Below are 25,701 nucleotides of genomic sequence, written 5' to 3'. Positions count from 1 at the left end.
ATTACAAGCGCTTATTTGTAAGTGAGCCAATAAAAAAGCACCATGAAAAATCATCCATGGTGCTCAAAATATCTTACTAAATAAAATGGCAAAGATTAGTGATGGTGGCCGTGTTCGCCGTGTACGTGACCATGTGCGATTTCTTCTGCAGTAGCGGCGCGGATATCTAACACTTGCACATTCACTTTTAGAGAGCTGCCAGCGAGCGGATGGTTACCATCTAACATGACTTGATCACCTTTAATCTTCAGCACGGTGTACACCATCTGTTCACCTGTCTCGCTGTAGCCTTCCATCATGCCGCCAACCTTGATACCAGGCGGGAAATCTTTTTTAGAAATCGTTCTGAGCAAGCTTTCATCACGTACACCGAAGGCATCTTCTGGCGACAAATTCATAGCCAATTTAAAACCAACCTCTTGACCTTGTAGTGCTACTTCAATTTTTGGTAAGAGATTGTCATATCCGTGCAAATACGCGACCGGTGTTTTACCGCTTTCTAGTACTTTACCTTTGCCGTCAACTACCGTGAGGCGGATAGTCACTGCACTGTCTTTTTGTATAGTCATGATGCTGTATTCAGTTCAATAATGTGGAAAGCTAACATCTTAACCTACTGTTGCGTACTCGGCGACTGAAGAGCCAAGTAAATTGTGGGAACTTACTTAAACACTATTCCAGATGGCTTGATTTCTAAGATCCTACTCTCAATTGACATTAAATCAGATTTTTCTAGTTGTCCTCTTTTGCCGACAAAACTACGGATGTTAGAGTATCTCTTACGGACAACTCTTTCCTTTTTTATTTTGTTACAAAAGTCTTCGAATCCCGTCTTATTCTCCATGATGACGTCTCTCTTCATCCTTATATTCGCTTTCTTGTCTAGCAGTGTTTGGATAGATGAATTAACTGCTTCTAAAGTACGCTTCCTTTGCCGCAACTCGTTTTGGTCTAGAAGTTTGATGTCTTCAATCCCAATCTTCTCAACAACTGCTCCTTCTTTTTGCAATTTTTCGTTGAGTTGATTCAACTCATCTAGTTCGGTATTGAACTTCTGGCAGTAATTCTTATGCTGTAAAAAGTAATTAAATTTCTCAAATTCACCAATTATTTTGTCGGCGCATTGAATCTGGAAATCTAAATTAGTTTCTGATCCAAATTGAAAAGTATTAAGAGTTCTAGAGAATTCCTCATCCTTGATGTCAATATCATCTTCCATTTGAGTAAAGTCAATTTTTTCATATTGATCTCTAATCTCTTTCAACAACTTCTCTACTTTTTCTACCGTTACTTTCTCAAGCATTACCTCACCAAAATCAGTCATAACGTTCTCGCCCCAATTTTTCGGAGGCGGTGAACTTTCAAGATCAGACGGTTGTACCTGGTGCATCTCGAAACTGATTTTCTTTACCGCTGACGCATCGTATTTTACATCTTCTAATGCTAGCTCGTTTTTGTCTTCGTCTTCAAAATCCAGCTTGTAATGCGCACTATGCCTTTTGTTCCTCTCGTTTAATTCTCCTTCCAAATCTTGCGAAAGTTGGTCGTATGTCGTGCCCTCGGTTTTTGCCGGCGAGGCAAACTGGCCGTCATTTGTCATTGTTGCGGTCGCCTCCCAAATCTGGGGAATACGCGCGGGAATTTGAATTTCCCAAGCCAACTTCGGATCAAGTTCTTTTATGATCTTATTATCCAGTAGTGTCTGCTGATTTACACGATAATTTAAACTACGGTAGGAAACTTTCACTTCATAGGAGTATTGCGTTCCTGGAACCGCATCTCTAAGCATTTTCTCTATCGTAAAATTGTAAGCAAATTGATTATTATTTGCATCTTGCGGAGCGACATTCCAAGGAACGTTGCTGATGTCCCCACCCATCACCTGATTTCCAATAAAATGCCCCCCATGATAACTTACAGTACGCAACTTAGATGGGCCATTCCGAATCAAGAATTCTTCGTCGCCTAAATTACCTATAGCTGTGACTATAGCGGCGTCATCACTGCCTCGAACGTCTCGATTTACGTTACGCTCCAAACTTGCTGAGACCAAATGTGGCCGAGTACAGTTTGAGGCAAGCATACTGGTCTTTTTAAACACTTCCTTTCGTAAATTTTTACCAAATATACTGCTTAACACCCCATAAGCGGTCGGCAATTCGGAGTCAGCTTCAACGCGGGTAAACTTACCATCAGACCCCTCCTCTTCGAATGACTTCGGTGCCATTTTTCTATTACCTTCTCCCCATTCCCTCTTCTCAAATTTATACGACAACTGCATCGGCATAGCGCTAAAATTGGGGAGACTGCTATGTAATTGCATAGTGTTTTTTATGCCTAACAAATTCGAAGCTTGCATTCCCATTTTGTCTGCCTCAGCTTCAAGACCTGAGTCATCATTAATCAACGCTCCAGTTTTCATTTGCATCGTTGGTTTTACCCTACCTTGAGCTTGTTGTACTACGTGCCATGCTTCGTGTGGCAGATGATGCTCTTGGCCATGTGCAAGATGGATCTGGCTCCCTTGCGCATAAGCGTAAGCATTGAGTTGTGCGGGTCTATCCGAGTTATAGTGAACTTGCACATGATCCATAGAAATACCTGATAGTGATTCGATACCCATCTTTAGGTACTTTGGCAATCCGCGTGAAGAGTCAGGTCTTGGTGAAATACGATCGCTCTCGATATTTTCTGACGCTACAGCATCCTGTGTTTTTATTACTTGATTTTGCGACGCGTCTGATATCGAGGACTGTCGGTGATTTGCCAAGTCAGCGTTAGAATCAAGGTTTTCCAAGTCTGAAGACAGTTTGGTTGATTGCACAAATTTTGCCTGTATCGCCATTAACTGACGTTGACTCTTGCTTGCTCGCAACTGAGAAGCCTTAGCTCGCATCTGAACAAGATTATGGCTACCAGACATTATTTGCTGTCGATGTTGCTGCACTGAACTCTGAGTTCGAGAATCAAACCGCGGTTCTCCCAAGTGCTGATCAGATTGATTAACGGTTTGCATGTTCTGAGTGCTAATTGCTGGATGTTGCATTGGCTCAGCGGCGCTCATTTACTGCTCCTTACACGAAAACTTTTAGCTAATGGATTAGGGAAGCTTCTTCAATCAAGGATTAAAGGTTTTAATATCAACGTTCAGCAAAAATTATGCCTTAATCAATCCAAATTCAAGTAGTCCTTGATATCTAATATCGAACCAATAATTCTTCAACTTGTTCTGCAAGTTATTACAGTGCGAAGATCGTAAAAGTTCAATTTACATGTAAACAAAACCAGTTCTCAGGAAAATTTAGAGCTGGTCGAACTAGCAATAATTTGAAGGTATGATAATAAAACGCTCATGGCATGAATTTTGCGGTAAATTTGAATAGATAGAGCGCGTTGAGGTCTTTCAATTCTTGAGTAATCGAGGTTTATTATGAGCACAAAAGCACTGTTTCAAAGAGTCGAACACACGGCATTGCAAACGCATGTAAACCATCTTCACCAGCATAGCCAAGCGAATCAAAGCAATGCTCAAGCATGCAACACACATACTCATCAATTGCATGCTTATCAGCACATGACCCAAACTAGCGCAAGCGCAATACAGCTCAAAGCGATGCAAAACCTGATGACACAGTCCACAATCCAACGCATCGACGAGGAAGAGCCTGTCCAAGCAATGTTAGCTACCGTGCAAAAAGTAAAAGATGAAGAACCGCTGCAAGCAAAATCAGATGAGACGAACTTGAGCCCAACGACAGGTTCTGGTTTGCCTCGTCAATTAAAGAGCGGAATCGAATCACTATCTGGTATCAGCATGGATCATGTCAAAGTTCATTACAACTCCGATAAACCAGCGCAACTCAACGCCCACGCTTACGCGCAAGGAAATGAGATTCATGTCGGACCGGGCCAAGAACAACACTTGCCGCATGAGGCATGGCATATCGTGCAACAGGCACAAGATAGGGTGAAGCCAACAACACAAATGAAATCTGGCATCCCAATCAATGATGATGCGGGTTTAGAAAGCGAAGCAGACGTAATGGGAGCAAAGGCTCTAGGCATTGGGCATACACAGCTCCATAAAATCAATCAGATAAGTGTCTACGCACCTTCAGCAAAAACCACTCAACTCAAAACAACCATTAATAACTATTCGCAGTCCTACACGTATGCGAAGAACAAAACACAAATGGTCGGCAAAACCATGGAGGCATGGCTAGATCCTGCACAGCCGATACGTGGTCAAAGTGCCAATTTGAACACCAGTCAAGATGACATGATGAACACGATACGCGACAGTTATGGGATTAAAGGTGGCAACGTCGTTAAAGGTCATCTTTTGAACGACAATTTAGGCGGAAGCGCACTAAGCAACAATTTATTTCCGATTACGAAAGGCGCAAATTCTGCACATTTAGGCTATGTCGAAAACGTCGCGAAATTAGAATTGTGGAAGCAAGGTCAGGGCATCTATTATCGGGTCGATGTGGATGGTGCAGCAAACATCAACACGCCAGAAGCGAGATTTATTTGCTTGATCAAAGAATGGAATCCAAAAACGAATAAAACTGGAGACCAACTTTTAAACGTCGGGGTGACATCCAATTTAAATGATTATGGATCGAAAGGAGCTTATCACGATGTGGAAGACATGGATGATTCATCTGAAGAAGTTGATCGCGAAAAGAATCCCAAAAAACCACCAGGATTCAGCAACCCAGCAAATAGCGTAGGTGGCTTAGAGGATTTTGAAGTTAAATTACGTAATGACGATAATAGCAAAACCTTGATTCCAAATATCAAATGGACGAGAGGATGATCAAGGTCTGCAGCTGAGTTCACTCAATCAAACGACAGTTAAGCTTAATGCTAGTTCACGGGGAAGTTTGCTAAAGACACGAAAAACGTATAAAACATCACGCATACGCCACGATAATTGTAGCCGCTTTGCTCGTAGCAGCATGCAAACAAGAATGTAAATTTGTGTGCTTTTCGTCACTATCTAAGCTAATTTACTAGCAAACAACTTGCGCGCTTTCGCTACTTTCGGTGCAACCACAAAAGCGCAATAACCTTGTTGTGGATGTTGGCGGAAATAATTTTGATGGTAAGTCTCAGCCAAATAAAACTGCGGCGCCATGCTTAATTCGGTAACGATGGGGTCATCCCAAACCTGACGCATTTTTTGCATCACTTCTTGCGCCACTTTTTTCTGCTGCTCGTCATGATAATAAATCACCGAACGATACTGTGTGCCCTGATCGGCGCCTTGGCGATTAAGCGTAGTCGGGTCGTGAATCGTAAAAAAGATTTCTAGAATTTCTGCATAGGTGATCACTTCCGGATCAAACCCTAAACGCACCACTTCCGCATGTCCTGTGCTACCGGTGCAAATTTGTTCATAACTTGGGTTGTTCACTTGCCCACCGCAATAACCGGATTCCACAGTATGGATTCCACGAATTTGTTGGAAAACAGCTTCGGTACACCAAAAACAACCACCACCGAGGGTTGCGGTTTGTTCCGTTCGTTGCGCTTGTAGCGTTTGTTGGGTTTGTTCACTCATGACTGTTCCTTATGACACAAATTGTATTGACTGCTGCAATACAGACTTACTTACCCTGCCCTGATCGACTATCTCCACACAATTTGGAAGTTTGTTATTTTGAATCATGTATAGATATGATAAGTTAATACAAATTACATAAATTCTTATCAACCACACCACGAGCTCTCAAAATGAAATTCAAAACCCTTGTTCGAGAAGTCGGCATTTATGGTTTATCCGGATTCTTCTCCGCCTTCTTACTGGGCACGACAGGATTTTATCAAGCTTCATTAAACTGGACTTACTTCCTTGTTTTCTTTTTCGTATTGCTTGGCATGTTGAAGTTTGTTACGAAAATATTTGACATTATTTTGCCAGTGCAAGCAAAACAGATTGATCTAAGAGATCTAAAGAACAAAGCGATAGTTGCCGAAGCTTTCAATCAACCAAAAAACCAGCATTAATCCAAAAATCTGATGCGCAAGAAGGGAAAAAATACCATGTTCACATTCAAAAATTGGTCATGGACCGTCTTTTTTAGTGGCTTTCTAGCGTATTTCATTTCCAAATTCTTAATTAAATTGACAAATATCCTCACTGACTCGCTCAATTTTTACCATTTTGTTCTATGGTTTTTGCTCATGTGGGGAATCAAATGTCTGTTAGCTGACTTATTTGCATTTATCGGCTCGCATATTTCATCAAAAGTTAGCAATTCAAAAACAGATGAAACTGCTTCAAGCTTGGATTTGTCTCATTGAGTCTTGCCAGTCGTCGCAAAACAACAATCGTTTTTTAGTACTTTTCTGCCAATACTCAAGCCGCCTTCAAGAAGGTAAAATGCGGCATGCAAAATTTTGATGACGAATCCATAGTAAGAATAGAAGACGATTTATCCGATCAGAACGATTTAAGTCTCAAATCTTACTTCAAATCCAGCTTAACTCCCGATGATGTTGTTGCTCTCGCCCCTTTGCGGCGCGCGCAGCCTATGCTGCAAGCCTTCACTGCGCTATTTCACGGCGGCATCAACAGTGTTTTGATGCGCCTGCTGGTTTTGCGCGAGTTGACGGCCGATGTCGATTCGCCTTCGCTCAGCCGCGCTGACATCAATGCCAAGTTAGGCTATTTAGAGCCGGAAGCGCTTGAAACTGTATTGACCCGCTTGCGTAGTACCGGATTATTGGTGTGGGACCCGAGTCAATCGGTGTACCGCATCGCACCAATGGCACGCAATGTATTGGCGGCAATCGAATCTTTAGTTCAAGTGGAACAACAAGAAGATCCTTCCGAAGTCAGCTATATGTTGACGCAAGTAGCGGGAGCGCAAGCTGTTGGTGGCGTCTCGGTTGAACAGTTACATCATTTGCTCGGTCGCTTGATCGAGTTGACGGAAGAATTCTCTGATGCGATTGCATCTGGCTCGGAGTTTCAATTACGCACTGCCCAACAGAAATGGCATACCGCTTGTGATTGGGTAGAAAAAGGCTCGCAGATTATTCATGCAATCACCAACGATAGTCGCGCAGATTCGGCAACGCATCGCGCCGCGCAGGCAATTGGTCGTGCCCAAAGTGCGCTATTGAATATGCAAGGCATGTTCTCACGCGCTTTGAATCAAATCGAACGGCAGCGTGTACACCTTGGGCAATCCGGTTTATCCACGACCGACATCAAAATGTGGTTATTACAGCGCGAAGACTTGGCCTCACTTGCCGACGGCGCTTTATCGCATCCCGTAACGCCACATTTCATTACCCCATCAGAGATGATAGACGTGGCAGAGAGCGAACTACTCAGCAATCGCGGATCGGCTGTGCTTGGTGTGCTGCCCACAGGTCAAGATGCACCATCAATTGCCAACGACAATAGCGAAGCCTTGTTAGAACTCGACCACTGGCTTGATTTGCTCAGCCAAATTGATGGCAAAACGCTAGACCCAGAAACGAAGAAACCGAAACCATTGCAAGAGATCTTATTGCCTGCCAGTTTTGCGATCGCCTCTTATCGAGCTTCACTGTTGCCTTTAATCGGTGATGCGAACGAAGCTTCATTACAAGGTGCGACTGCGACCTTGGCGCGCTTATCTTTGGAATTTTCATCGAAAGATAAGATGCAAAAAGTCTCTGATCCGCATGTTGCAGCGATTTCCGTAGCGAGCTTAGTGCCGTTGGAAAAGCCGCCAATTGAGCCAAGTAATCCAAGTTAATGCAGATCAATCGTAGTCACTTGATCGTATTAGTGTCAGCTGTCAAAGATTGGCTGCAATACAGCGCTGCACACTGCACTGCTACCAATAATGTTTTTTAGATAGAGAATTTCCATGAACGAAGATGCACAAATCCTAATCGCGCGCTTGTTGGCACACCAGACCTTACGTCGCGAAGACAAGTTAGTTAAGCGCGCATTATCTGATGAGAATTTTCGTACGGATGTCGATGCACGCTTAAAAGCTTGCGGGATGAAGTTTGTTGATAATGTCTATGCCGACTATGTCACGCTGGCCTTAACGCGCGATAGCGAATCGAAAGTGTTTGGTACCAAAGACACCTGGCAGAACAATAATTTTGGTTTAGCGCGTGATGGCGTCGCCTTATTAGTCGTGTTGTGGTCATTAATTATTTTGCCGAAACGTGAACGACAAGAAGCGCATCAAATGGCGCAAGAAGATCAGAACGATATGTTCGGCAAAGAAAAACCTTTACCGCGCGCTGAAGATACATCGATAGGAATTTCTTACCGTACCCTACTCGCGGATTTTGGCGAAAAACTAGGTAAGAAAACACGCATGGATATGAATCTAGGGCAGCTCGCACGCTTGGGATTTATTGAACGTAAATCCGACCTAATTATGGAGGGTCCATTGTTAGATTTATTGATGGATACCGATGCACTAAAAGATCGCATCATCAATGGTGCGCTTTCTGATATCTTCCATATTCCTATGCCACGTACGCCAGCGGTAATCGAAGCCGAGCAGACTGAAAGTAAAGCAGAAGGACCGACTGAGGCAATTCAGACGATTGAGCCAAATGAGGCAATCGAGCCAAGAAATCAAGACACTTCTGCCACAAGCTCAGAATTAAATTCCAGCGACGCTACACTTAACATCACAGAAAAAGAATAAGCCATCATGTTTCATATCAAATCACTCGAACTGGTTCATTGGGATTACTGGCAACGGATTAAGAATATCCCGCTCGACGCAAAGATCATTACGATTGCGGGTCAAAATGGTTCTGGCAAAACAACCTTATTGGATGCGCTTCGCACCTTGTTTGGTTTGGAATGTTCAATGGGACGTTCTTACAAACATTACGCGCGTCATTCTGGTCAGCAAACCGCTTGGATACGCGCTGTGGTCGATAATAGTGCAGTCGGTCCGCAAATTTCGAACCGCCCTTTCCGTATGTCGGGTCTGTATGAAGACGAAGTGACACTACTGTGCAAAATCGAAAAAAATGGCGGTGATTGGAAACGCCAATATCTAATGCGTAGCGGTCGTATTGAAATTGAGGAGATTCAAGAAGCGAGCGATTGGCTGGGTGTAGAAACCTACCGCAAACGTTTGTCGCACGCAGGCTTATCATCTGCGATGGGTAAAGTGCTGGCACTGGAACAAGGAGAAACCGATAAGCTGTGCGAATATGCGCCACGTCAATTGCTTGATCTGGTTTTCCAAGTATTTGGCGATAAAGAAGTATTAGATGCCTACGATGATGCGAAGCGCCATCAACGCGATACCGAATCCGAACTACAACGTTTTGAAACCGAACTCGAGGGTGCCAAAACCAATCTAGAAGGTTTACGTTTAAAGGTTGCCAACTTCCATCAATGGGAAAGTTTGAATAAAGAAAAACGTGACTTGCAGGAAGAGATTTTACCAACCCTGCAATATCACGAAGATTTGGAACGTGCAGCAGCGACTAGTCAGGCATTACGTGCCAGCAAGCGTCATTTAAAAGCGCAGGACGAAGCGCTGTCTGAGCGTCGTCAAGCACTGGCACAACAGGCAAAAAATCATAGCGAAGCACAACAAGCAGAAGCCGCTTTAGAAGCCGAAGAATCGAGCCTGCGCGAGAAACTCGCACAAGTCAATGCCAAGCTCAAACCACAAGAAAGCTTGCTCGAACAAAAAGCGCGTTTGCAAAAGCTCGCTGCTGAAGCCGATGCCGACATTGCGAATATCGCCGATGAGTTAGAAAAGAAAGAAGAAGAACTAGCGCAGCAAAAACAAGAGCGCGATGCCTTGAGTCAACGGATTGCCGCGGATATGGAAACCATCTCTGCCTTGCAAGGCAAAGCAAGTTTGCCCGATCCAGAAAACGTGCGACAAATGCGCCGTGCCTTGAATGAAGCGAATATCCCGCACAGCATGTTGCCAGAGATCGTCGAAGTCACCGATGCCAAATGGCAAGGCGCGGTAGAAGGCGTGCTGCGCGGTTATACCTCGGTCATTCTGCTCGACAATCCTAGTGATGCCAGCGCTGCCTATCGCATCGGGGAAAAACAACGCTACAGCCACTTCATCGTACCTGATCGCATCAATGCGCCAGTAGTGAAAGACGATAGTTTATTATCCGTCGTCAGTTTTAATGCCAAAGCACCCGCTTGGTTGATCGAACAATTAGAACGCATAGAAACAGTCGACAGTATTGATATCGGCATGAAACTGCCGAAGTCACAAGAGTGGATTACGCCAGATGCGTATCACTTCGAACGTCGCGGTGGGCGCTCTCTGTTCGTCGAAGTGTCACGCTATCGCTTTGGTAATGCGGGTCGTACCCAGCGTCTAGAAGCTCTACAAAAAGCACTGCCACGACTGCAATCACAAGAAGATCAACTAACGATCAAAATCAGCAAATTAGCCGGTGAAATTTCATCATACAAAGCGCGCCTAGCGGGCGTCGATGCCGCCAAGGAATTAAGCGCGCGACATGCGGAGTTTGAGGAAGCGTCGCGCAATACGCAGCCACTCAAACAACAACGCATCGAAGTCGGCACACGTCTTGGTGAAATCGCACCACTACTAAAAGCGGCCACCGAACAACGTACTGTCGCTCACCTCAAGTGGGAACAAGCGAAGGCAGCAATTGCCGACGCCGAATCTCAACAACGTATTTCAGAAAAACGTCATGCTGAAGAACGCAAAGCACAGTTTGAAACGCTGCGCAGTATGCGCGAAACTTGGCATACCTTGCCACTCAATTGGAAGCGTAGTTCACATCGCAAAGAACTGGTGGCAGAGCATGAAAACGTCCATCAGGTTGAATTACGTTTGCGTAGTTTAGGCAATAACTTGGCACGTGATGACTGGGAGACTGACTCTACGGTGGTTGACCAATACACACGTCTGAATAATTTGCTGCAAAACCGCCAAGCAGAAACTGATGAGCGACGCTACCAAAACAATCGCGCGATGGAAGCGACTGTCAACGCGCGTGCGGCGTACATGGACCGACTACGTTACACAATTAAGACCTACAGTAAAAACATCAAACAACTGGGCGAATTGGCGGGCATTGAAGTACACACCGATCCCGTTAAACTAGAAAATGACGATGTGATGTTGGCGCAAGCAGGCTTACACGTGCGTTTCAAATTTGATGGCAAAGGGCCTATCGGCATGAACGATGGTGAAGCATCGGGGGGCCAACAGGTGATGAAATCCTTGATTCTCTTGATCGGGCTCTTGAAATCAGAAGATGGTTCCGGCGGATTTGTCTTCATTGACGAACCATTTGCGCATTTAGATATTCGTAATATTCAATTAGTCGGCGAGTTCTTAAAAAATACCGACGCCCAATACTTGATGACAACCCCATTGACACATAACACCGATGTCTATGACCCATCTGAATTGACGCTAATTACTAGTAAGAAAAAGAAAGACACTGAATGGGCACAACCGATTTTTGTATTGCAAAGACGCGTAGAGAAAGTCAAAGACGCTAGAGCTTGATCAATACAAACTCTACCCAGCGCATCACCTAAAGTGTATTCGAGTAAATAAGCGAATCAGCGTTCTGCGCAGATTCGCTTTTTTTTGCATCATCAGCGATGCTTTTCTTGAGACTCAAAGCTGAATAAGGCACAATCTCTAGCTCAACAAATTGAGGTAAGTCATGGGAATTGAACTCAGCGGTGCAGGTGAAGCCTTAACAGCCATCGTCGTCAGCGATGAACTAAGTAAAGAAGTCGGCAAATCGCCAAGCGGCCATAAGGACGATCACAGCGATCAGAATGATCACGCAAACAAAGATTGCGCTAACTGCGGTACTCAACTCACAGGAGCGTTTTGTCATGCCTGTGGTCAATCTGCGCACATCCATCGTTCTTTATTGCATATGGTGGAAGAAGCCTTGCACGGTATTCTGCATTTTGATACGAAAGCATGGCGCACTATTCCTGCCTTAATTTTTAGACCGGGACATTTGACCAAGCAATACATCGAAGGTAAACGCACATCCTTTGTGTCACCACTCGCCTTGTTTTTGTTTTTAATCTTCTTGATGTTTTTTATTTTTTCATATACTTCCACTGAGTCCAGTAACGCGCTGCTGAGCTCACCAAATACACGTGAGGAGATCGTCAAAGAATTAAGCAATGCAGAAGAAAAATTAAACCAACAACTTGCAGAACAAGTAAAACAAGGGCCGTTTGGCGCAGACGCATTCGAATTACAATCTGAAATCAGCGATGCACAATTTGAAATTCGAAAGTTAAAAGATGTGCTCAATGAAAGCGATGGCAAGAAAAAAGATTTAGTAGCGCTCAATAAAGAGTTAGCCATTACTGAAGCCAATCTTAAATTACTGAGAGAAGCAAAACTCAAATTGAAAAGGAAAGGAAAAGAGAGTGTAGCTGCTGAAGCAACATCAAGTGTAAGTGCTATTGCTAGTAGTAGCGCTAGCGCAAGCCTTGAAGAAAATGCCGCATCAAGCTCTGTTCAAAATGCGAATGAACAAACAAAAGACGATAGCGCATCGAAGGCAACTCTGCCTATCGAAAAATTACAGCCGTGGGAAATCAATCCGCGTATTCAACTTGCCGAGCGCGAAGTGAAATACTTAAAAAAACAAATCGCGGCTGGCGAAAAGGATAAAGCTAAAGAACAAGAAAACTCACAAATTGAGGACGCTTTAAAGGCCATAAAAAATGGCGACGACCAGTCCCCAGATACAGCATCTGATACCAAGGCAAGCGCGAGCAATGCTGCTGGTGAGAAGGCAAAAAAAGGTATTGGAACAGATATAGATATTCAAAATTCGTCTTCTATTCCCTATGTCGCCGACCTCATCGACCATGCAAAGAGTAATCCTGAGTTGACGCTGTATAAGATGAAAAAGAATGCTTCAGGATTGGCTTTCCTTTTAGTACCGCTGACCTTGCCATTCCTATGGTTACTATTCGCATTCAATCGGAAATTTGTGATGTTTGATCACGCGGTATTTGCACTTTATTCACTGTCCTTCATGTGTCTTTTGTTAAGTACGATTTCCATACTCAGTTACTTTGGCTTTGAAATGATCACCGCATTACTCTTCGCATTCGTTCCGCCAGTACATATGTATGCACAATTGCGGCATGCGTATAGCTTAGGAACCTTCGCAACTCTATGGCGCACGATTGCATTGCTATTTATCGCACTGATCTCACTGTCGCTATTTGCCGCCGTCGTTACTATTGCCAGCGCCTAAAACGATGGCTTAAGCTTTAAACAGAGATCCTTAGATGAATAATCCCAGCCCAAGCAATACCTATATCGCCTTACTGCGCGCAGTCAATGTAGGCGGTACTGGCAAATTGCCAATGAAAGATTTGCTTAGCATGTGTGAGGCGCTTGGGTTTCAACAGGTAAAAACTTATATTGCCAGTGGCAATGTGATTTTTACTAGCAAGCTAAGTGCGAAGGCTTGCCAAGACTTACTAGAAAAAGCACTGGCCGATTATGCGGGTAAGTTTGTGGGGGTTTTCATACGAACACCCCAACAGCTACAAAAACTACTAGCCGACAATCCGTTTGCCGATAAAGAAGGTAATCGTAGCGTCTGTCTATTTTTGGATGAACCCATCACCACGGCAATCATCGATACAGTAAAAAATAAGCGTGATGAAGAGCTGGTATGTGGTGATGGTGCGCTTTACATCTATTACGGCGCAGGGATGGCAAATTCAAAACTGCTGATCCCTGCGGCGAAGAATGGCACCGCACGTAACATCAATACCGTGAGCAAACTGTGCGAACTTGGCTTGGCATTGTAAAGTTTATGACGCAGACAATGCGCGCATAATCGCTTGCGCAAAACGCTGTGGCGCTTGTGGATCTAATTCTAAAAATAATTCTGGCTCTAACAACTCTAATTCCATCAACATAAATTGACCATCGCGCAATACGCCATCCACACGCGCATAACAAGGCATTCGCTTTAAGGCACTCAAAATCGTTTGTGCTTGTGCTTGCATCTGCGCTGAAACCTCAACTGCATGCACCGTACCACCGTGGTCAGACTGCACACGGAAGTCACCCGCTTTAGCGCGTTTGAGCAAAGCATGACTGAATTTACCATCAAAGAAAATCAGAGACCATTCGCCTTCCGACATAATCTCTGGCATAAAAGGCTGCACCAAAAAATCTTGCTGTTGTCGCCAGATAGAAAAATCACGCTCGGTTTCTAACAGATTGTCCGCAGTAACACGCAAAGTGCGCCAGGCTCCAGCAGACTGAACCGGTTTGACGACGATCTGTGAACTATCTAATCGCGCCATCAATTCTGTAAGACTGTCTTGTTGATCTGGCATTACGCACAAACTAGGAATCACAGCTAACTGCTGTTGGCTTAACTCGAACAGATATTTTTTATTCAGGTTCCATGCAAGAGTATCTAAATCATTCACGACCTTGACCTTCAATGCACGCAGGCGATCTAGCCATGTCAAAAAATCAGACAGCTTTTCATGGTAATCCCAAGGACAACGAATAATCACTGCATCAAAGGATTTCCACTGCACTTGCGGATCGGTCCAAATACAAATAGATACCTGTGCCCCCAAAGCAGCTAATGCTGCCGGCAATAATTGTTCACCCCCGAATAAATCCGGCAATTCCGCGCTAGTCACCAAAGCGATGTGTGGTGAAGTTTGGGACGACCATTGTTGAGATTCCAAGTTCGCTTGCATGAAGATTTCCTATGATGATTATCGGCAACATGATACCGAAAGCGGCTGGTTTACAGACAGAAAATCTCGTGATTGCGGCTTCTATTTAAGTTTATCAGTATGCGTTTGCACCAATAACACTCAAAAAAATGACGGATGAAAACTAGACTGAGTCTACCGGACGCATCGAGTCAATCAAAAGCTACGCCATACATATTTGAGGATGAATTGTGCTGAATTGAGGACATTACGACATAAAAAATATTAATACCATTTACTTTTTTCAACTCAATTTCGTATTAATCAAGGTATATCAGTGTCGCGTATCGATTTCATGGGTAGATGATTCCTTTGCAAAATTTTGTTTGGTTTATAGGAAAAAATCACTTATTTGATTTTTCTAAAAAAACAACTGATAACTTTCCGTCAATCTCTTTCTCTGTTCTACTCGCTGCTGATTGTCAAAAAATCGAATCGATATAGACACTTCATACACCACAAATCAATGCGGCGAAATGAAGCGCTCATTCTCTAAGTCGAAACAATCATGCTCATCACCATCATCAAATCAATATCAAAAAAGTCCGGGAGGGACAGATGCAAAAGAAAATTTTATCTGGCGTTATGCTGAGCTTAATCCTCAGCGCTTCAGCCAGCGTTACTGGTAGTACCACGGAAATCAGCGCCGAAAAAAAAGTATGGATCACCATCGGCGACGCGGCTTTTAATGAGCTAAAACAAATCTCACCCAAACTGGTGATCAAAGAAAGCCGTATGGTCAATGCGGGCTCTGCTGGTTTTGCAAAAAGTGAAGGCGTCCATTTAGTTCAGATCAATGAATCGATGATGCAAGCTTTATCCGGTGCCATCCATAACAAACTCAAACGTTGTGGCGGCTTTATCGCGCATGATAGCGAAACGACTGGACTCAATTCATTGAGCAGTACCGCGAATGGCTTTGCGCCAGCGATTGCGGCTATTGCACCGTCGTACAGTATCGACAATCAAACCATCGTGAACCCACTATTAACGCAAATGCAGGCAAGTAATATTGGTCAAACCATCGTTGACCTCTCCGCATTCGTGAATCGCTACTACACCACCACGGGTGGGGTGAATGGCTCTAATTGGATTAAAGATAAATGGACACAACTTGCTAGTGGTCGTAGCAATGTCACAGTAGAACAGTTCACGCACACTGGTTTCCCGCAGAAATCAGTAATCTTAACGATCCAAGGTAGCGATAACGCGTCAGAAGTTGTGGTACTTGGTGGCCATCAAGATTCCATCAACACCGCTGGCACCACCGAGACCACCAGAGCACCCGGCGCAGATGACGATGCATCGGGCATCGCAAGTTTGACTGAAGCAATTCGGGTTATGTTGGCGAGTAATTACCAACCACGCCGTACCATCAAGTTCATGGCTTATGCTGCCGAAGAAGTCGGCTTAAAAGGCTCAGGTGAAATCGCCAGAAAATTTAAAGCGGACGGCATCAATGTGGTGGGTGTCATGCAATTAGATATGACTAACTACAAAGGCTCAGCAAAAGACATTTATCTGTACACCGATTACACCAATGCAGGCCAAAACACCTTCGTCGCCAACTTGATCAGCACATATCAACCTAGCTTGACGATTGGTTACGACAGCTGCGGTTACGGCTGTTCGGATCATGCGTCTTGGCATGCCCAAGGCTATGCGACTTCTATGCCATTTGAAACTACGATGAGCGAGAGTAATCCACGCATTCATGGCACTGGCGATACTTATGCGAACATGGGAAGCCAAGCAAATCATGCCTTAAAATTTGGACGCTTAGCAACTTCATTTGCGGTTGAGTTGGGTAGCGATGGTCCTGGTTTGCCGCCAGCTACGACGGTGTTAACGAAAGATGTGGCAGTCGCCGTCAATGGTGCGACCAATGCGCAAGCAACTTATACCTTTGCCGTGCCAACAGGTGCCAGCAATTTGACATTCAAAACCACTGGCGGCAGCGGTGACTTGGATATTTATACCAAACTCGGCAGCGCACCGACCACCACTTCTTACTTACAAAAATCAGATGGTGCAACAAACACAGAAACCATCACCATCGCAGCACCAAGCGCAGGCACCTATTATTTACTCACCAATGCGGCATCTACCGTAAGCGGTGCTTCTTTAGTGGCTAGCTATCAAACAGGGATAACTCCTGGAAATGTATTAACTAGCGGCGTTGCAGTCAGCGTTGGCAGTCTAGCGAAAAATGCGACCAAGACTTACACCATTTCCGTTCCAGCGGGTAAGACTTCACTGACATTCAAATTGTCAGGTGGCACTGGTGATGGTGATATCTATGCCAAATTTGGTGCAGCACCAAGCACCACTGTCTACGACAAAAAATCCGATGGTTCAACCAATGCCGAAACCATTACGATTTCTACTCCACAAGCAGGCACTTACTATTTATTGATCAAAGCCTATGCAGCTATGAGCGGAGCTAGTGTGTTGGCGACGATCCAATAACAAGGTATTGATACTAGAACTTCTGCGCGGATGCACATATTCACGCAGACGTCGGCAGTAAAAAAGCCAGTGCGACATTAGTCTCACTGGCTTTTTTCGGACGAATACGTTCAATTATTTAAAACGTCTTCACCAACATCAAACGGAACGAACGTGATTCCAGGGGATGAAAATGAATATCCTCTTTTGGACTCGCTTCACCTTTGAGTTGCGATTCATAATAATAATCGATTGCAGAGGCACGACGATTAGTTAGATTAAAACCTTCCAATTCCAATTTGAGTGTTGGGCTAAATTTATAAGCAATACGTCCATTCAAAGTGCTACTTGCTTTAGAACGCACGGAATTATCTTCAAGCAAAGCTCGCGGCCCAAAATAGCGTAAACGTAGCGCGCCCGACCAAGCGCCTAGTTTATCGACGCTTGCGGATAATTGCGCAACACCTTCAACCGCGCCAACGATACGATTCCCAGCAGGGTCGAAATCACGTGAACGCGCTTTCGCATAAGCGGCATCAAAATCAATCGATAACCAATCATTGGCCTGATAAGAATTAGAAATCTCAACGCCGTGACGACGACTTGGGCGCCCTGCTTCGGTTGTTCCAGCGTCCCCCACAAAGCTGAGTTCCGAATCGAAATCAAGTCGATAGAGCGATATCGAAGTTTGTAAGCCCGGCACTACTTCGGTACGCATACCTAATTCAGTTCCACGCGCACGCACTAACCCCGGCGATTTACCTGTGGGTTCCAAGCTTTGTGGATCGATTGTGGTCAAAGTGGCGCGGGCATCATTGCTGTGAAAGCCTGTACCGAAGTTAAAATAGAATTCCGTCTTATTCCATGGGCCAAAAATCAAACTGGCGCTTGGACTAGTAATGTGATCACTAGCCTTTCCTGAATTTTCGCGTCGATCACCGTCGACTTGAAAGCGATACTGATCGTGGCGCACACCAAAGTTAGTCCGGAAACTTTCGCTCCAGCGGGTACTGATATCAGCATACAAACCTAGACTAGTTTCAACGATATGGTCTTGTCGCACTGTCGATAATTGCTGACGCGCTTTGGTTTTATGCAAGCCATTAAAAATATTGTCGTTTTGTAGCTGAGTTCCGATAGTGAAGTCAGTATTCTTTCCATTCAAATGCGAATGCCAAGTATGACTTGCATTCAATCCACTGGTCACGCGGCGATCTGGCTGGCTGAACTGATCACCATTAATTGGATCATCCATAAAGTAGGTAAAGTTCGAATACAAATCCAAACCCGTATTAATCAAATACGCGCTAATCTTCGATGCATCATCGGTCGCGGTACGACGCCAAGTACCCGACAAACTATAGCGATGCGCTTCACCGCCATCAGTATTATCAATCGTATCAAAACGACTAATATCGCCCTGCTCTACCGCGCGCAAGGGAATTTGATCGGTTGCATTCCATTTGCCGCGATACAGCATCGCACTAAGACTAAATCCATTATTTGCAAATCCTTCGCTATAGCGCAGCACAGCATTTACTTTTTTAAATTTGTCTGGGTTCACAAAAGGGCCATCATTGCCGGTCAACTCCAGCGCATACAACAAACTGCCATCAGCGAAATCTGGTGAAGCAGCCAGCAAGGCACGACGATAAGCATTTTGCCCCAAAGTGACGCTGGCAATACTTTGGCTCAAACGATTGGCATACAGCATGGCAGCGCTACCCGCCGCAGAAAAATCGCCTGTGGTCGATGAATAAGGACCCTTTTTGAATTCCATGCGTGCCGTTAATTCGGGGATGAGAAAATTCAAGTCAGTCCAACCTTGTCCGTGTGCATGACTACGTTGATTCACGGGCATCTCATCGAGCGTCGTGCGTAAATCAGTACCGTGATCGAGATTAAAACCACGCAAGTAAAATTGATTCGCTTTTCCTTCTCCGCTGTGTTGACTTACGATCAAACCAGGAATGGATTCGAGTAATTCACCGGGACGATAGGTGGTCATTGATGCCAATTCTTTTTTACCAATCACGCCTGCATTTGCGGCATCCAACAAACCTAATTGACTCATCTTAGAACCATCAATCGCTACACGATGCAAAACGGAGTCGTCCGCAAACACACTTTGATGGAACATCGTGACAATCAAGCCAACCAATAATCGTTGTTTCATAAATAAAATAAAAGTCTAAAAATTAATTCACTAACTAAAAAAAAGCGCCAACTGGCGCTAGTTGCTCATACTCTTATGCGATCAAATCAAGGTAATTGCTGCTCGCGTTTACTGCGTGTAAAGGTATGCGTTTGTGTCACTCCGTTCTGGGTGATATTTAAGGTGTTTACTTGATCAATCAAAAAATCCGTTAATACCGCCTGACGAATACTGACTTGCTCAGGTAGCGCACGTTGTTCCAACTCTTGAAACACAATCACGCTATTCGGATCAACTTTTAATCCCACCCACTTCAGCGGCAAAACGCCTGCTGTATCAGCCATCGCAAATTGCTTTTCGAAATATTTTTTGAACACCGCAATATCTTCTGGATCGCTCAAATCAAATTGACGTTGATATAAATTTTCTAGCAACGCTTCGACATCGTGCGCCATGAAGGTGTGCACGATTTCAGTATTGCCGGTGTTGGGATTCATGCTGATATCGGTGATGCCCGCATGAAAACGATGTGCGTGTGCGAGCGGACTCAAGCCCAAAGACGCAAAGAAGAGCGTGCTAGCAACGAAAGTTAACAACACGAATTTAAAACCCTGAATACGACGCAACATGCTTATCTCAATTTTCTATCTTGTTTGTTGTGCATGCGCATTAGCGCGCATGCACAACGAAGAATCGATCTGAAGTACGACACGCGCACCTCAGATGAACTACATTACTTCTTCTCAGCTGGTTTCGCTGCATCTTTGGATTCAGGTTTATCTGTCTTCAAAGGTGTTTTGAAATCCATCATCATGTCGCTTGGTTGCATATTCATTTTGAATAATTCCAAACGTGATTGCGTGATCTTACGTGGCCAAGAATTGTTGTTGGTATCAATATCTGCAGTTTCCAAATAAGGATCTTGCGTCAAACCAACCATAGGCTCATCGGTAACGATCAGCTTGGTGAACTTCTTGGAGTTGTAACGCCAGATTTCTGCTGGAATGCGTTGAATTAATTTCTTACCGCTCTTCAATTCAATTTCCAAAATCAAAGGCATTACTAAACCACCGACGTTGGAGAAATCCACCAGATAAAAATACTTGCCAGATTTCAGCATTGCTTTTTCATCTTCTTCCAAGCTCTTCATCAAATCCATGTAATTGTTACGATCTTTATTGGTGACAGTGAAGTCATCATATTGATTGTAAAAATCTTTGAGTTCTGGGTGTGAATCCAAGCGACGTTCCAACTTACCTTTATCTGCCTGATTAGCAGTTGAAGTTGGTTGAGACGCAAACTGCGCACGACGCCATGCTTTTTCCACTTCTGGATCTTTGGTTGACATCGTGTATTCAACGATACCGTCGATACTGATATCGACTGGATCTGTTGTGTAGAACCAGCCATGCCAGAACCAATCTAAGTCAGTACCAGAAGCATCTTCCATGGTGCGGAAGAAATCTGCTGGTGTTGGGCGTTTAAATTTCCAGCGTTGCGCATACTCTTTGAACGCGAAGTCGAACAATTCACGACCCAAGATAGTTTCACGCAAAATGTGCAAACCAGCTGCTGGTTTTGCATAAGCATTTGGACCAAATTGCAAAATGGATTCAGAATTGGTCATGATAGGCACTTGATTTTGGCTCTTCATGTAATCAACAATGCCGCGTGGCTCACCACGTGTACCCGGATAATTTTCTTCCCAAGCTTGTTCCGCCAAACTTTGTACGAAAGAGTTCAAACCTTCGTCCATCCAAGTCCATTGACGCTCATCTGAATTGACGATCATCGGGAAATAGTTATGGCCAACTTCATGAATGATCACGCTGATCAAACCATATTTAGTGCGCTTGGAATACGTCAACTCACCAGTCTTTTTATCTTTGGTCGGACGGCCGCCGTTAAAGGACAACATTGGATATTCCATGCCGCCTTGTGGACCATTCACAGATTGCGCTGTTGGATATGGATAATCTAAAGAGAACTTATTGTATTGTTCTATCGTGTGGATGATCGCTTGCGTAGAATATTGTCCCCACAAAGGATTTGCTTCTTTTGGATAGAAAGACATCGCTAAGCCATTGCTAGTACCAGACTTGTAACCTTGCGCATCCCAAATGTATTTGCGTGAAGTTGCCCATGCAAAATCACGTACATTTTTTGCTTTGAAATGCCAAGTTTTGCTAGAAGTTGCACGTGTTTTCTCTGCTTCTTCCGCTTCTTTTTGCGTCACGATCGCTACCGGTGTTTTTGCCGTGCGCGCTTGCTTCAAGCGCTCGCGCTGAGTTGCAGTCAAAATTTTATCTGCGTTATTCAATTCACCTGTTGCAGCAACCACGTGATCGCTTGGCACAGTCAATTGCACATCGTAATCACCAAACTCCAATGTGAATTCGCCAGAACCTAAGAATTGCTTATGTTGCCAACCATAAACATCATAATAAGCCGCCATACGTGGGAACCATTGTGCGATTTCGAAGATATCGTTTTTGTCTTCTTTGAAATGCTCATAGCCATCACGACCACCTAGCAATTTGCCATTGCCGATGTTGTAGTTCCAATCAATACTGAACACATATTTCGCGCCTGGTTTCAATGGCTGCGGCAAATCGATACGCATCATCGTACGATTAATCACATGCTTCAATGCTTGGCCTTCGGCGGTTTTAACTGAGGTAATTTTGAAACCACCATCAAAATTATCACGCTCATTCATCACACTCATCGCTTGGAAACTGACCGCATTCGGGTTTTTCCAAGCATCACGAGACGGTAAAGTGCGGGTTTTATTCGCATCCGAATCTGGACGGAAGATGTTTTGGTCTAATTGCACCCACAGATAATTCAAAGTATCCGGAGAATTATTGTGATACGTGATGGTCTCTGCGCCAGTGATCGCACGTTTAGACTCATCCAAAGTTGCGCGAATCACATAATCAGCACGCTGCTGCCAATATGCATGACCCGGCGCACCAGATGCAGTACGCACGGAGGTTGGTGTAGGCAATAAATTTTCTATTTGACGAAACTTGTCGTCGGACTGCCCACCCGCAAAGGCAGACATGCTCAGACATAAGAGCCCTAATGACACTGGCAAACGCATTATGTTTACTCCATGAAGTGGAAGAAAATGGGAGGTGTGAATTATTTTATAAAAATTCCCCGCAAATTGGAGCGCAGCACGGATGAAAAGTTCCAAAAGACCATGAATAATTCCAAAAATAACGACAGAACCCGCGCAAAAACAGCAAAAAAGTAGCGAAATCACGCACTCATGCCAAACCGAACTGATCGCAGCTTATCCATAATCGCGTCTATCTGTGGTTTTATCCGCCAGAAGCACAAAAAATCCAAAACAAGATTGCTATAAAATAAATAAATTACAGGTCAATTTCGGTAAAATGAGAAGGTTTTATCATCTTCGCAATTGCAATCTCTGACGACTTCTGATCACTAGGCTTTTCCATGTTCAAACAACTAAAGCAATCATTACTCAATCGTACATTCAACCGTAGCGATGAAGATGCGAACAGTGATCAGACCCAAGACGCTATCAATAGCGCCTTCCATCATTCAGCTCAAGAGATGCCATCAGCGCAGGCTATAAGCGCAATACATGAAGTTGCGACTAATGAACTACATGACGCAGCCGAAAAACCAGATCAAAGCATCTTGGATCAAATTGACAAAGAATGGAATCTGCAGCAAGCGGCGTACGCGCGAGCCAAAGTTGAGCGTGATTTGTTAATTGATGCCAATAGCCGTATCGACTTTGAACAAGAGTTATTGGTCAAAGTCAGAACTCGCTTGATGGCAGAGAAACAAGCAGAGAAGTTAGCCCAGCAAAGATTAGACAGTGAACGACAAGCGCTCGAGCTACATCAACAACGCATCAACGCCGAACAAGCATCCGAAAAAACCGTGCAATCGACGCTAACGATGGAAACCGAATTGCGCGCTATCGCCGAAAAATTGATTGCCACGGAAAATCTCGCGAAATCAAATGCCGAGACACAACTAGAAGAAGTACGTCAAATCGAAAAAGTGGCGGCAGAACGCTTACATGCAGAACAACAAGCAAAGCAAGCGCTACAAGAAAAAATACAAGCCGAGGCCGCGTTATTAGAAGCGATAGAAAGCAAAACCCAGACCGAACAAGCAGCGCTAAGCCAAGCGCAGCAGCGTCTACAAGCTGAACAAGAATTGCAGGTGCTGACTGAAAAAAAGCAAACGCAAGAACACGCGCTAAACGAAAAAATTCAACAACGTATCGCTGCTGATCAAGCCGCAGAACTACTGGCGCGCCAACGCATCGCGGAAGAACAAGATGCCATCGCCCAACTCACTCAACAAGAATCAACTACCAACGCACAATTAGATGCTGAAAATGCGAGGATCGAAGCAGAAAATGAACTGATTCGCGTAAACAAACTCAAAATCGCAGTCGAACGCGAAGCCAAACTCAAAAGTACAGAACGTTTACTTGTCAGCCGTTTAGCTGAACAAAAATTACAAGAACGCATCGCCGCAGAAGCTGAGCTAGCCAAGCTAATCGAAGAAAAAATTGCAGCTGAAACCGCACTAGTTGAATCCGCAGTCGCCTTGTCGCTCGCTGAAAACACCGCAGAACAAGCAGCAAAAGAAAAACAGAACTTAGAACAACTCGCGGCACAAAAAATCGAAGAGAAAATCCTCGCAGAAGAACGCGCACTAGCAGATAGTCAACGCAGACTAGCGGCTGAAGCAAGTCTGTTAAGTCAAGTCGAGGCCAGAACCAGTGCAGAGCAAAGAGCGGAGCAAATTTCTGCGGCCCAACTTGCAACAGCACAAGAAGCAGAGCAAAGCTTACAAAAACGCCTGCAAGCCGAACTCGACGCCATCAGTGCCGCCACACAAAGGCAAGAGAACGACCGTTTAGCAATTCTGGCAGAACAACAAAGACTGGCGCACGAAACCGCCTTACTGGAAGCGGCACAGCGTCTCGCCGCCGCAGAGTTAGAAGCGGAAACCGTCGCACGTGAACGCGTTTCTGTGTCAATCCAAGCGCAAAAACAGGCACAAGAGCGGCAACAAGCAGAGCACGACGCTAAGCGCCTTTTAGAGCAAAGAATTTTAAGCGAAGCTGAATTGCTAAGCGTGCAGAAATCGCAGCTTGCTTTAGACACAGAAACAGAACAGTTGATACAAGAACGTTTGGCAGCAGAGCAAAAACTGCATTCGCACACGCAAGAGTTACAGCAACTGAACGAGCTACAAGAGAGATTACAAACCAGAATCGCAGAAGCGCAACAAGCGCTCGCCGAATTAACGGCACAACACCAACAAGATAATCAAAACCTTGACGCGAAAATTCTAGAACGCGAACAGCTAGAACAGCAAATCACACAATCCGAGGCAGAATTAGACAGCCTAGAACAACTAGCTGATCAAGAACGTCTGCTACTAACACAGACACATCAAAAAATCGCACAAGAAAAAGAAAGTATTAGCAAAGCGAAACAACGACTACAAGCTGAAAAAGCAGCGACTGTCATCGCACAACAACGCCTGTTGCGCGAACAAGAATTACGTCAATTAGCACAAGAAAATGCAGCACTCGAAACGCAAGCCATCAACGCAGCACAAGATAAAATAAAACAACAAGAATTAGCGATTGAAGCTGAACAAGCGAGAATCGCGGCAGAACAAGCTGCACAGGCGCTCGCTGATCAACACCAACAATTAGCACAAACACTGGCAGAGAAAAATCAACAACTTGCCGAACTAGAAAATCCGCAATTACCTTTACCGATAGAAGTAGAACAACCGCCAGAGCGGCAAGCGGCAGACGAGACTGTGCAAAATGCAGCATCGAGTCATGACGAAAATTTTTCATCTAACACTTCCACGGCATACCAGACCAATTCAGCATCGACATCGACCTCCACCGAGACCGCCTTAGCCTGCATTGATAGCAAAGATAATTTTGAACTCTATCTCGAAACAGCGAATCGCTCCAAATCGCGTTGGAGTAACAGCACAATCGCCCTGCTACTGACTACGATTATCGCGATCGGCATTTATTGGTGGTGGAATCAACAAGTGGAAAATCAGCCCAAACCTGCAGAACAAAAAACGCTTAAAGCGACATCAACAGCAGGCAAGCCACAATCGCGCAGCAATCTGGGCGCCACCAGCAGCGCAAACACAAAAGAGCATACGAACGCAAGTTCAAACCTAACAAACTCTGACGGCCAATTATTCCAACCTAGGTTGGATAAAGGCTTCGAGCAAATCCCACGATGATCTAGCTGAGCTCGCCAAGGATACAGAGCTCATTTCCTAGTCGAATAAGTGTAGGCGGCAC

At 44.6% G+C, this 25,701-nt stretch carries 16 protein-coding genes; 9 read left to right on the top strand and 7 right to left on the bottom strand.

Annotated elements, in window-relative coordinates; genetic code table 11:
• Positions 1–95: 95 nt before the first annotated feature.
• Both KDM92_RS11610 and KDM92_RS11605 read right to left on the bottom strand, forming a co-directional pair.
• A complete protein-coding gene (locus tag KDM92_RS11610; protein WP_212684584.1) occupies positions 96–569 on the bottom strand; it encodes an FKBP-type peptidyl-prolyl cis-trans isomerase in 474 nt (157 codons plus the stop codon).
• Between the two features lie 92 nt (positions 570–661).
• On the bottom strand, positions 662–3,064 hold the full coding sequence (locus KDM92_RS11605; RefSeq protein ID WP_230408310.1) for an eCIS core domain-containing protein: 2,403 nt from the start codon (positions 3,062–3,064) through the stop codon (positions 662–664).
• 366 nt (positions 3,065–3,430) lie between these two features.
• On the opposite strand from KDM92_RS11605, the gene KDM92_RS11600 reads away from it, so the two are divergent.
• Positions 3,431–4,822 (top strand): eCIS core domain-containing protein, encoded by a 1,392-nt coding sequence (locus KDM92_RS11600; RefSeq protein ID WP_230408309.1) that lies wholly within the window; start codon positions 3,431–3,433, stop codon positions 4,820–4,822.
• Positions 4,823–5,005: 183 nt separating this feature from the next.
• Here KDM92_RS11600 and msrA read toward each other — a convergent pair whose 3' ends face one another.
• Positions 5,006–5,569, bottom strand: coding sequence for a peptide-methionine (S)-S-oxide reductase MsrA (msrA, locus tag KDM92_RS11595; protein ID WP_212684582.1), 564 nt, complete (start codon positions 5,567–5,569; stop codon positions 5,006–5,008).
• Positions 5,570–5,742: 173 nt separating this feature from the next.
• Here msrA and KDM92_RS11590 point away from each other — a divergent pair, with 173 nt between their 5' ends.
• The 6 genes from KDM92_RS11590 (at position 5,743) to KDM92_RS11565 (ending at position 13,816) form a co-directional block, all read left to right on the top strand.
• On the top strand, positions 5,743–6,015 hold the full coding sequence (locus KDM92_RS11590; protein ID WP_212684580.1) for a hypothetical protein: 273 nt from the start codon (positions 5,743–5,745) through the stop codon (positions 6,013–6,015).
• A 383-nt stretch (positions 6,016–6,398) separates the two neighbouring features.
• Positions 6,399–7,760 carry a hypothetical protein gene (locus KDM92_RS11585; protein WP_212684578.1) on the top strand — a complete coding sequence of 454 codons (1,362 nt, stop codon included), beginning with the start codon at positions 6,399–6,401 and terminating at the stop codon, positions 7,758–7,760.
• Between the two features lie 114 nt (positions 7,761–7,874).
• The gene (locus KDM92_RS11580; protein ID WP_230408308.1) at positions 7,875–8,678 is read left to right on the top strand and encodes a hypothetical protein; all 804 of its coding nucleotides are present in this window, start codon (positions 7,875–7,877) and stop codon (positions 8,676–8,678) included.
• A gap of 6 nt (positions 8,679–8,684) precedes the next feature.
• Positions 8,685–11,513, top strand: a complete 2,829-nt coding sequence (locus tag KDM92_RS11575) for an ATP-binding protein (RefSeq protein ID WP_212684576.1) — start codon at positions 8,685–8,687, stop codon at positions 11,511–11,513.
• 163 nt (positions 11,514–11,676) lie between these two features.
• Positions 11,677–13,251, top strand: a complete 1,575-nt coding sequence (locus KDM92_RS11570) for a DUF3667 domain-containing protein (RefSeq protein WP_212684574.1) — start codon at positions 11,677–11,679, stop codon at positions 13,249–13,251.
• A gap of 34 nt (positions 13,252–13,285) precedes the next feature.
• Entirely contained in the window at positions 13,286–13,816 is a 531-nt protein-coding gene (locus KDM92_RS11565) for a DUF1697 domain-containing protein (RefSeq protein WP_212684572.1), read from the top strand.
• 3 nt (positions 13,817–13,819) lie between these two features.
• Here the strand turns inward: KDM92_RS11565 and KDM92_RS11560 are convergent, their stop codons facing one another.
• A complete protein-coding gene (locus KDM92_RS11560; RefSeq protein WP_212684571.1) occupies positions 13,820–14,731 on the bottom strand; it encodes an ATP-grasp domain-containing protein in 912 nt (303 codons plus the stop codon).
• 576 nt (positions 14,732–15,307) lie between these two features.
• Between KDM92_RS11560 and KDM92_RS11555 the strand changes: the two genes are divergently transcribed.
• A complete protein-coding gene (locus KDM92_RS11555) occupies positions 15,308–17,218 on the top strand; it encodes a M20/M25/M40 family metallo-hydrolase (RefSeq protein ID WP_212684569.1) in 1,911 nt (636 codons plus the stop codon).
• Positions 17,219–17,336: 118 nt separating this feature from the next.
• On the opposite strand, the gene KDM92_RS11550 is transcribed toward KDM92_RS11555, so the two are convergent.
• From KDM92_RS11550 to KDM92_RS11540, 3 genes are all read right to left on the bottom strand, one after another.
• The gene (locus KDM92_RS11550; protein ID WP_212684567.1) at positions 17,337–19,373 is read right to left on the bottom strand and encodes a TonB-dependent receptor; all 2,037 of its coding nucleotides are present in this window, start codon (positions 19,371–19,373) and stop codon (positions 17,337–17,339) included.
• A gap of 86 nt (positions 19,374–19,459) precedes the next feature.
• Positions 19,460–19,981: a DUF6702 family protein gene (locus tag KDM92_RS11545; RefSeq protein ID WP_230408307.1), complete on the bottom strand. Its 522-nt coding sequence runs from the start codon at positions 19,979–19,981 to the stop codon at positions 19,460–19,462.
• A 104-nt stretch (positions 19,982–20,085) separates the two neighbouring features.
• Positions 20,086–22,458: a M1 family aminopeptidase gene (locus tag KDM92_RS11540; RefSeq protein ID WP_212684565.1), complete on the bottom strand. Its 2,373-nt coding sequence runs from the start codon at positions 22,456–22,458 to the stop codon at positions 20,086–20,088.
• A gap of 362 nt (positions 22,459–22,820) precedes the next feature.
• Between KDM92_RS11540 and KDM92_RS11535 the strand changes: the two genes are divergently transcribed.
• A complete protein-coding gene (locus tag KDM92_RS11535) occupies positions 22,821–25,640 on the top strand; it encodes a coiled-coil domain-containing protein (RefSeq protein WP_212684563.1) in 2,820 nt (939 codons plus the stop codon).
• Positions 25,641–25,701: the final 61 nt, after the last annotated feature.

Origin of the sequence: Affinundibacterium baiyunense, assembly GCF_018139645.1 — a bacterium.
GTDB classification, from domain to species: domain Bacteria; phylum Pseudomonadota; class Gammaproteobacteria; order Burkholderiales; family Burkholderiaceae_D; genus Undibacterium; species Undibacterium baiyunense.
The sequence above is the reverse complement of the archived record's forward strand: the minus strand, read 5'-3'. Positions and strand labels throughout refer to the sequence as shown.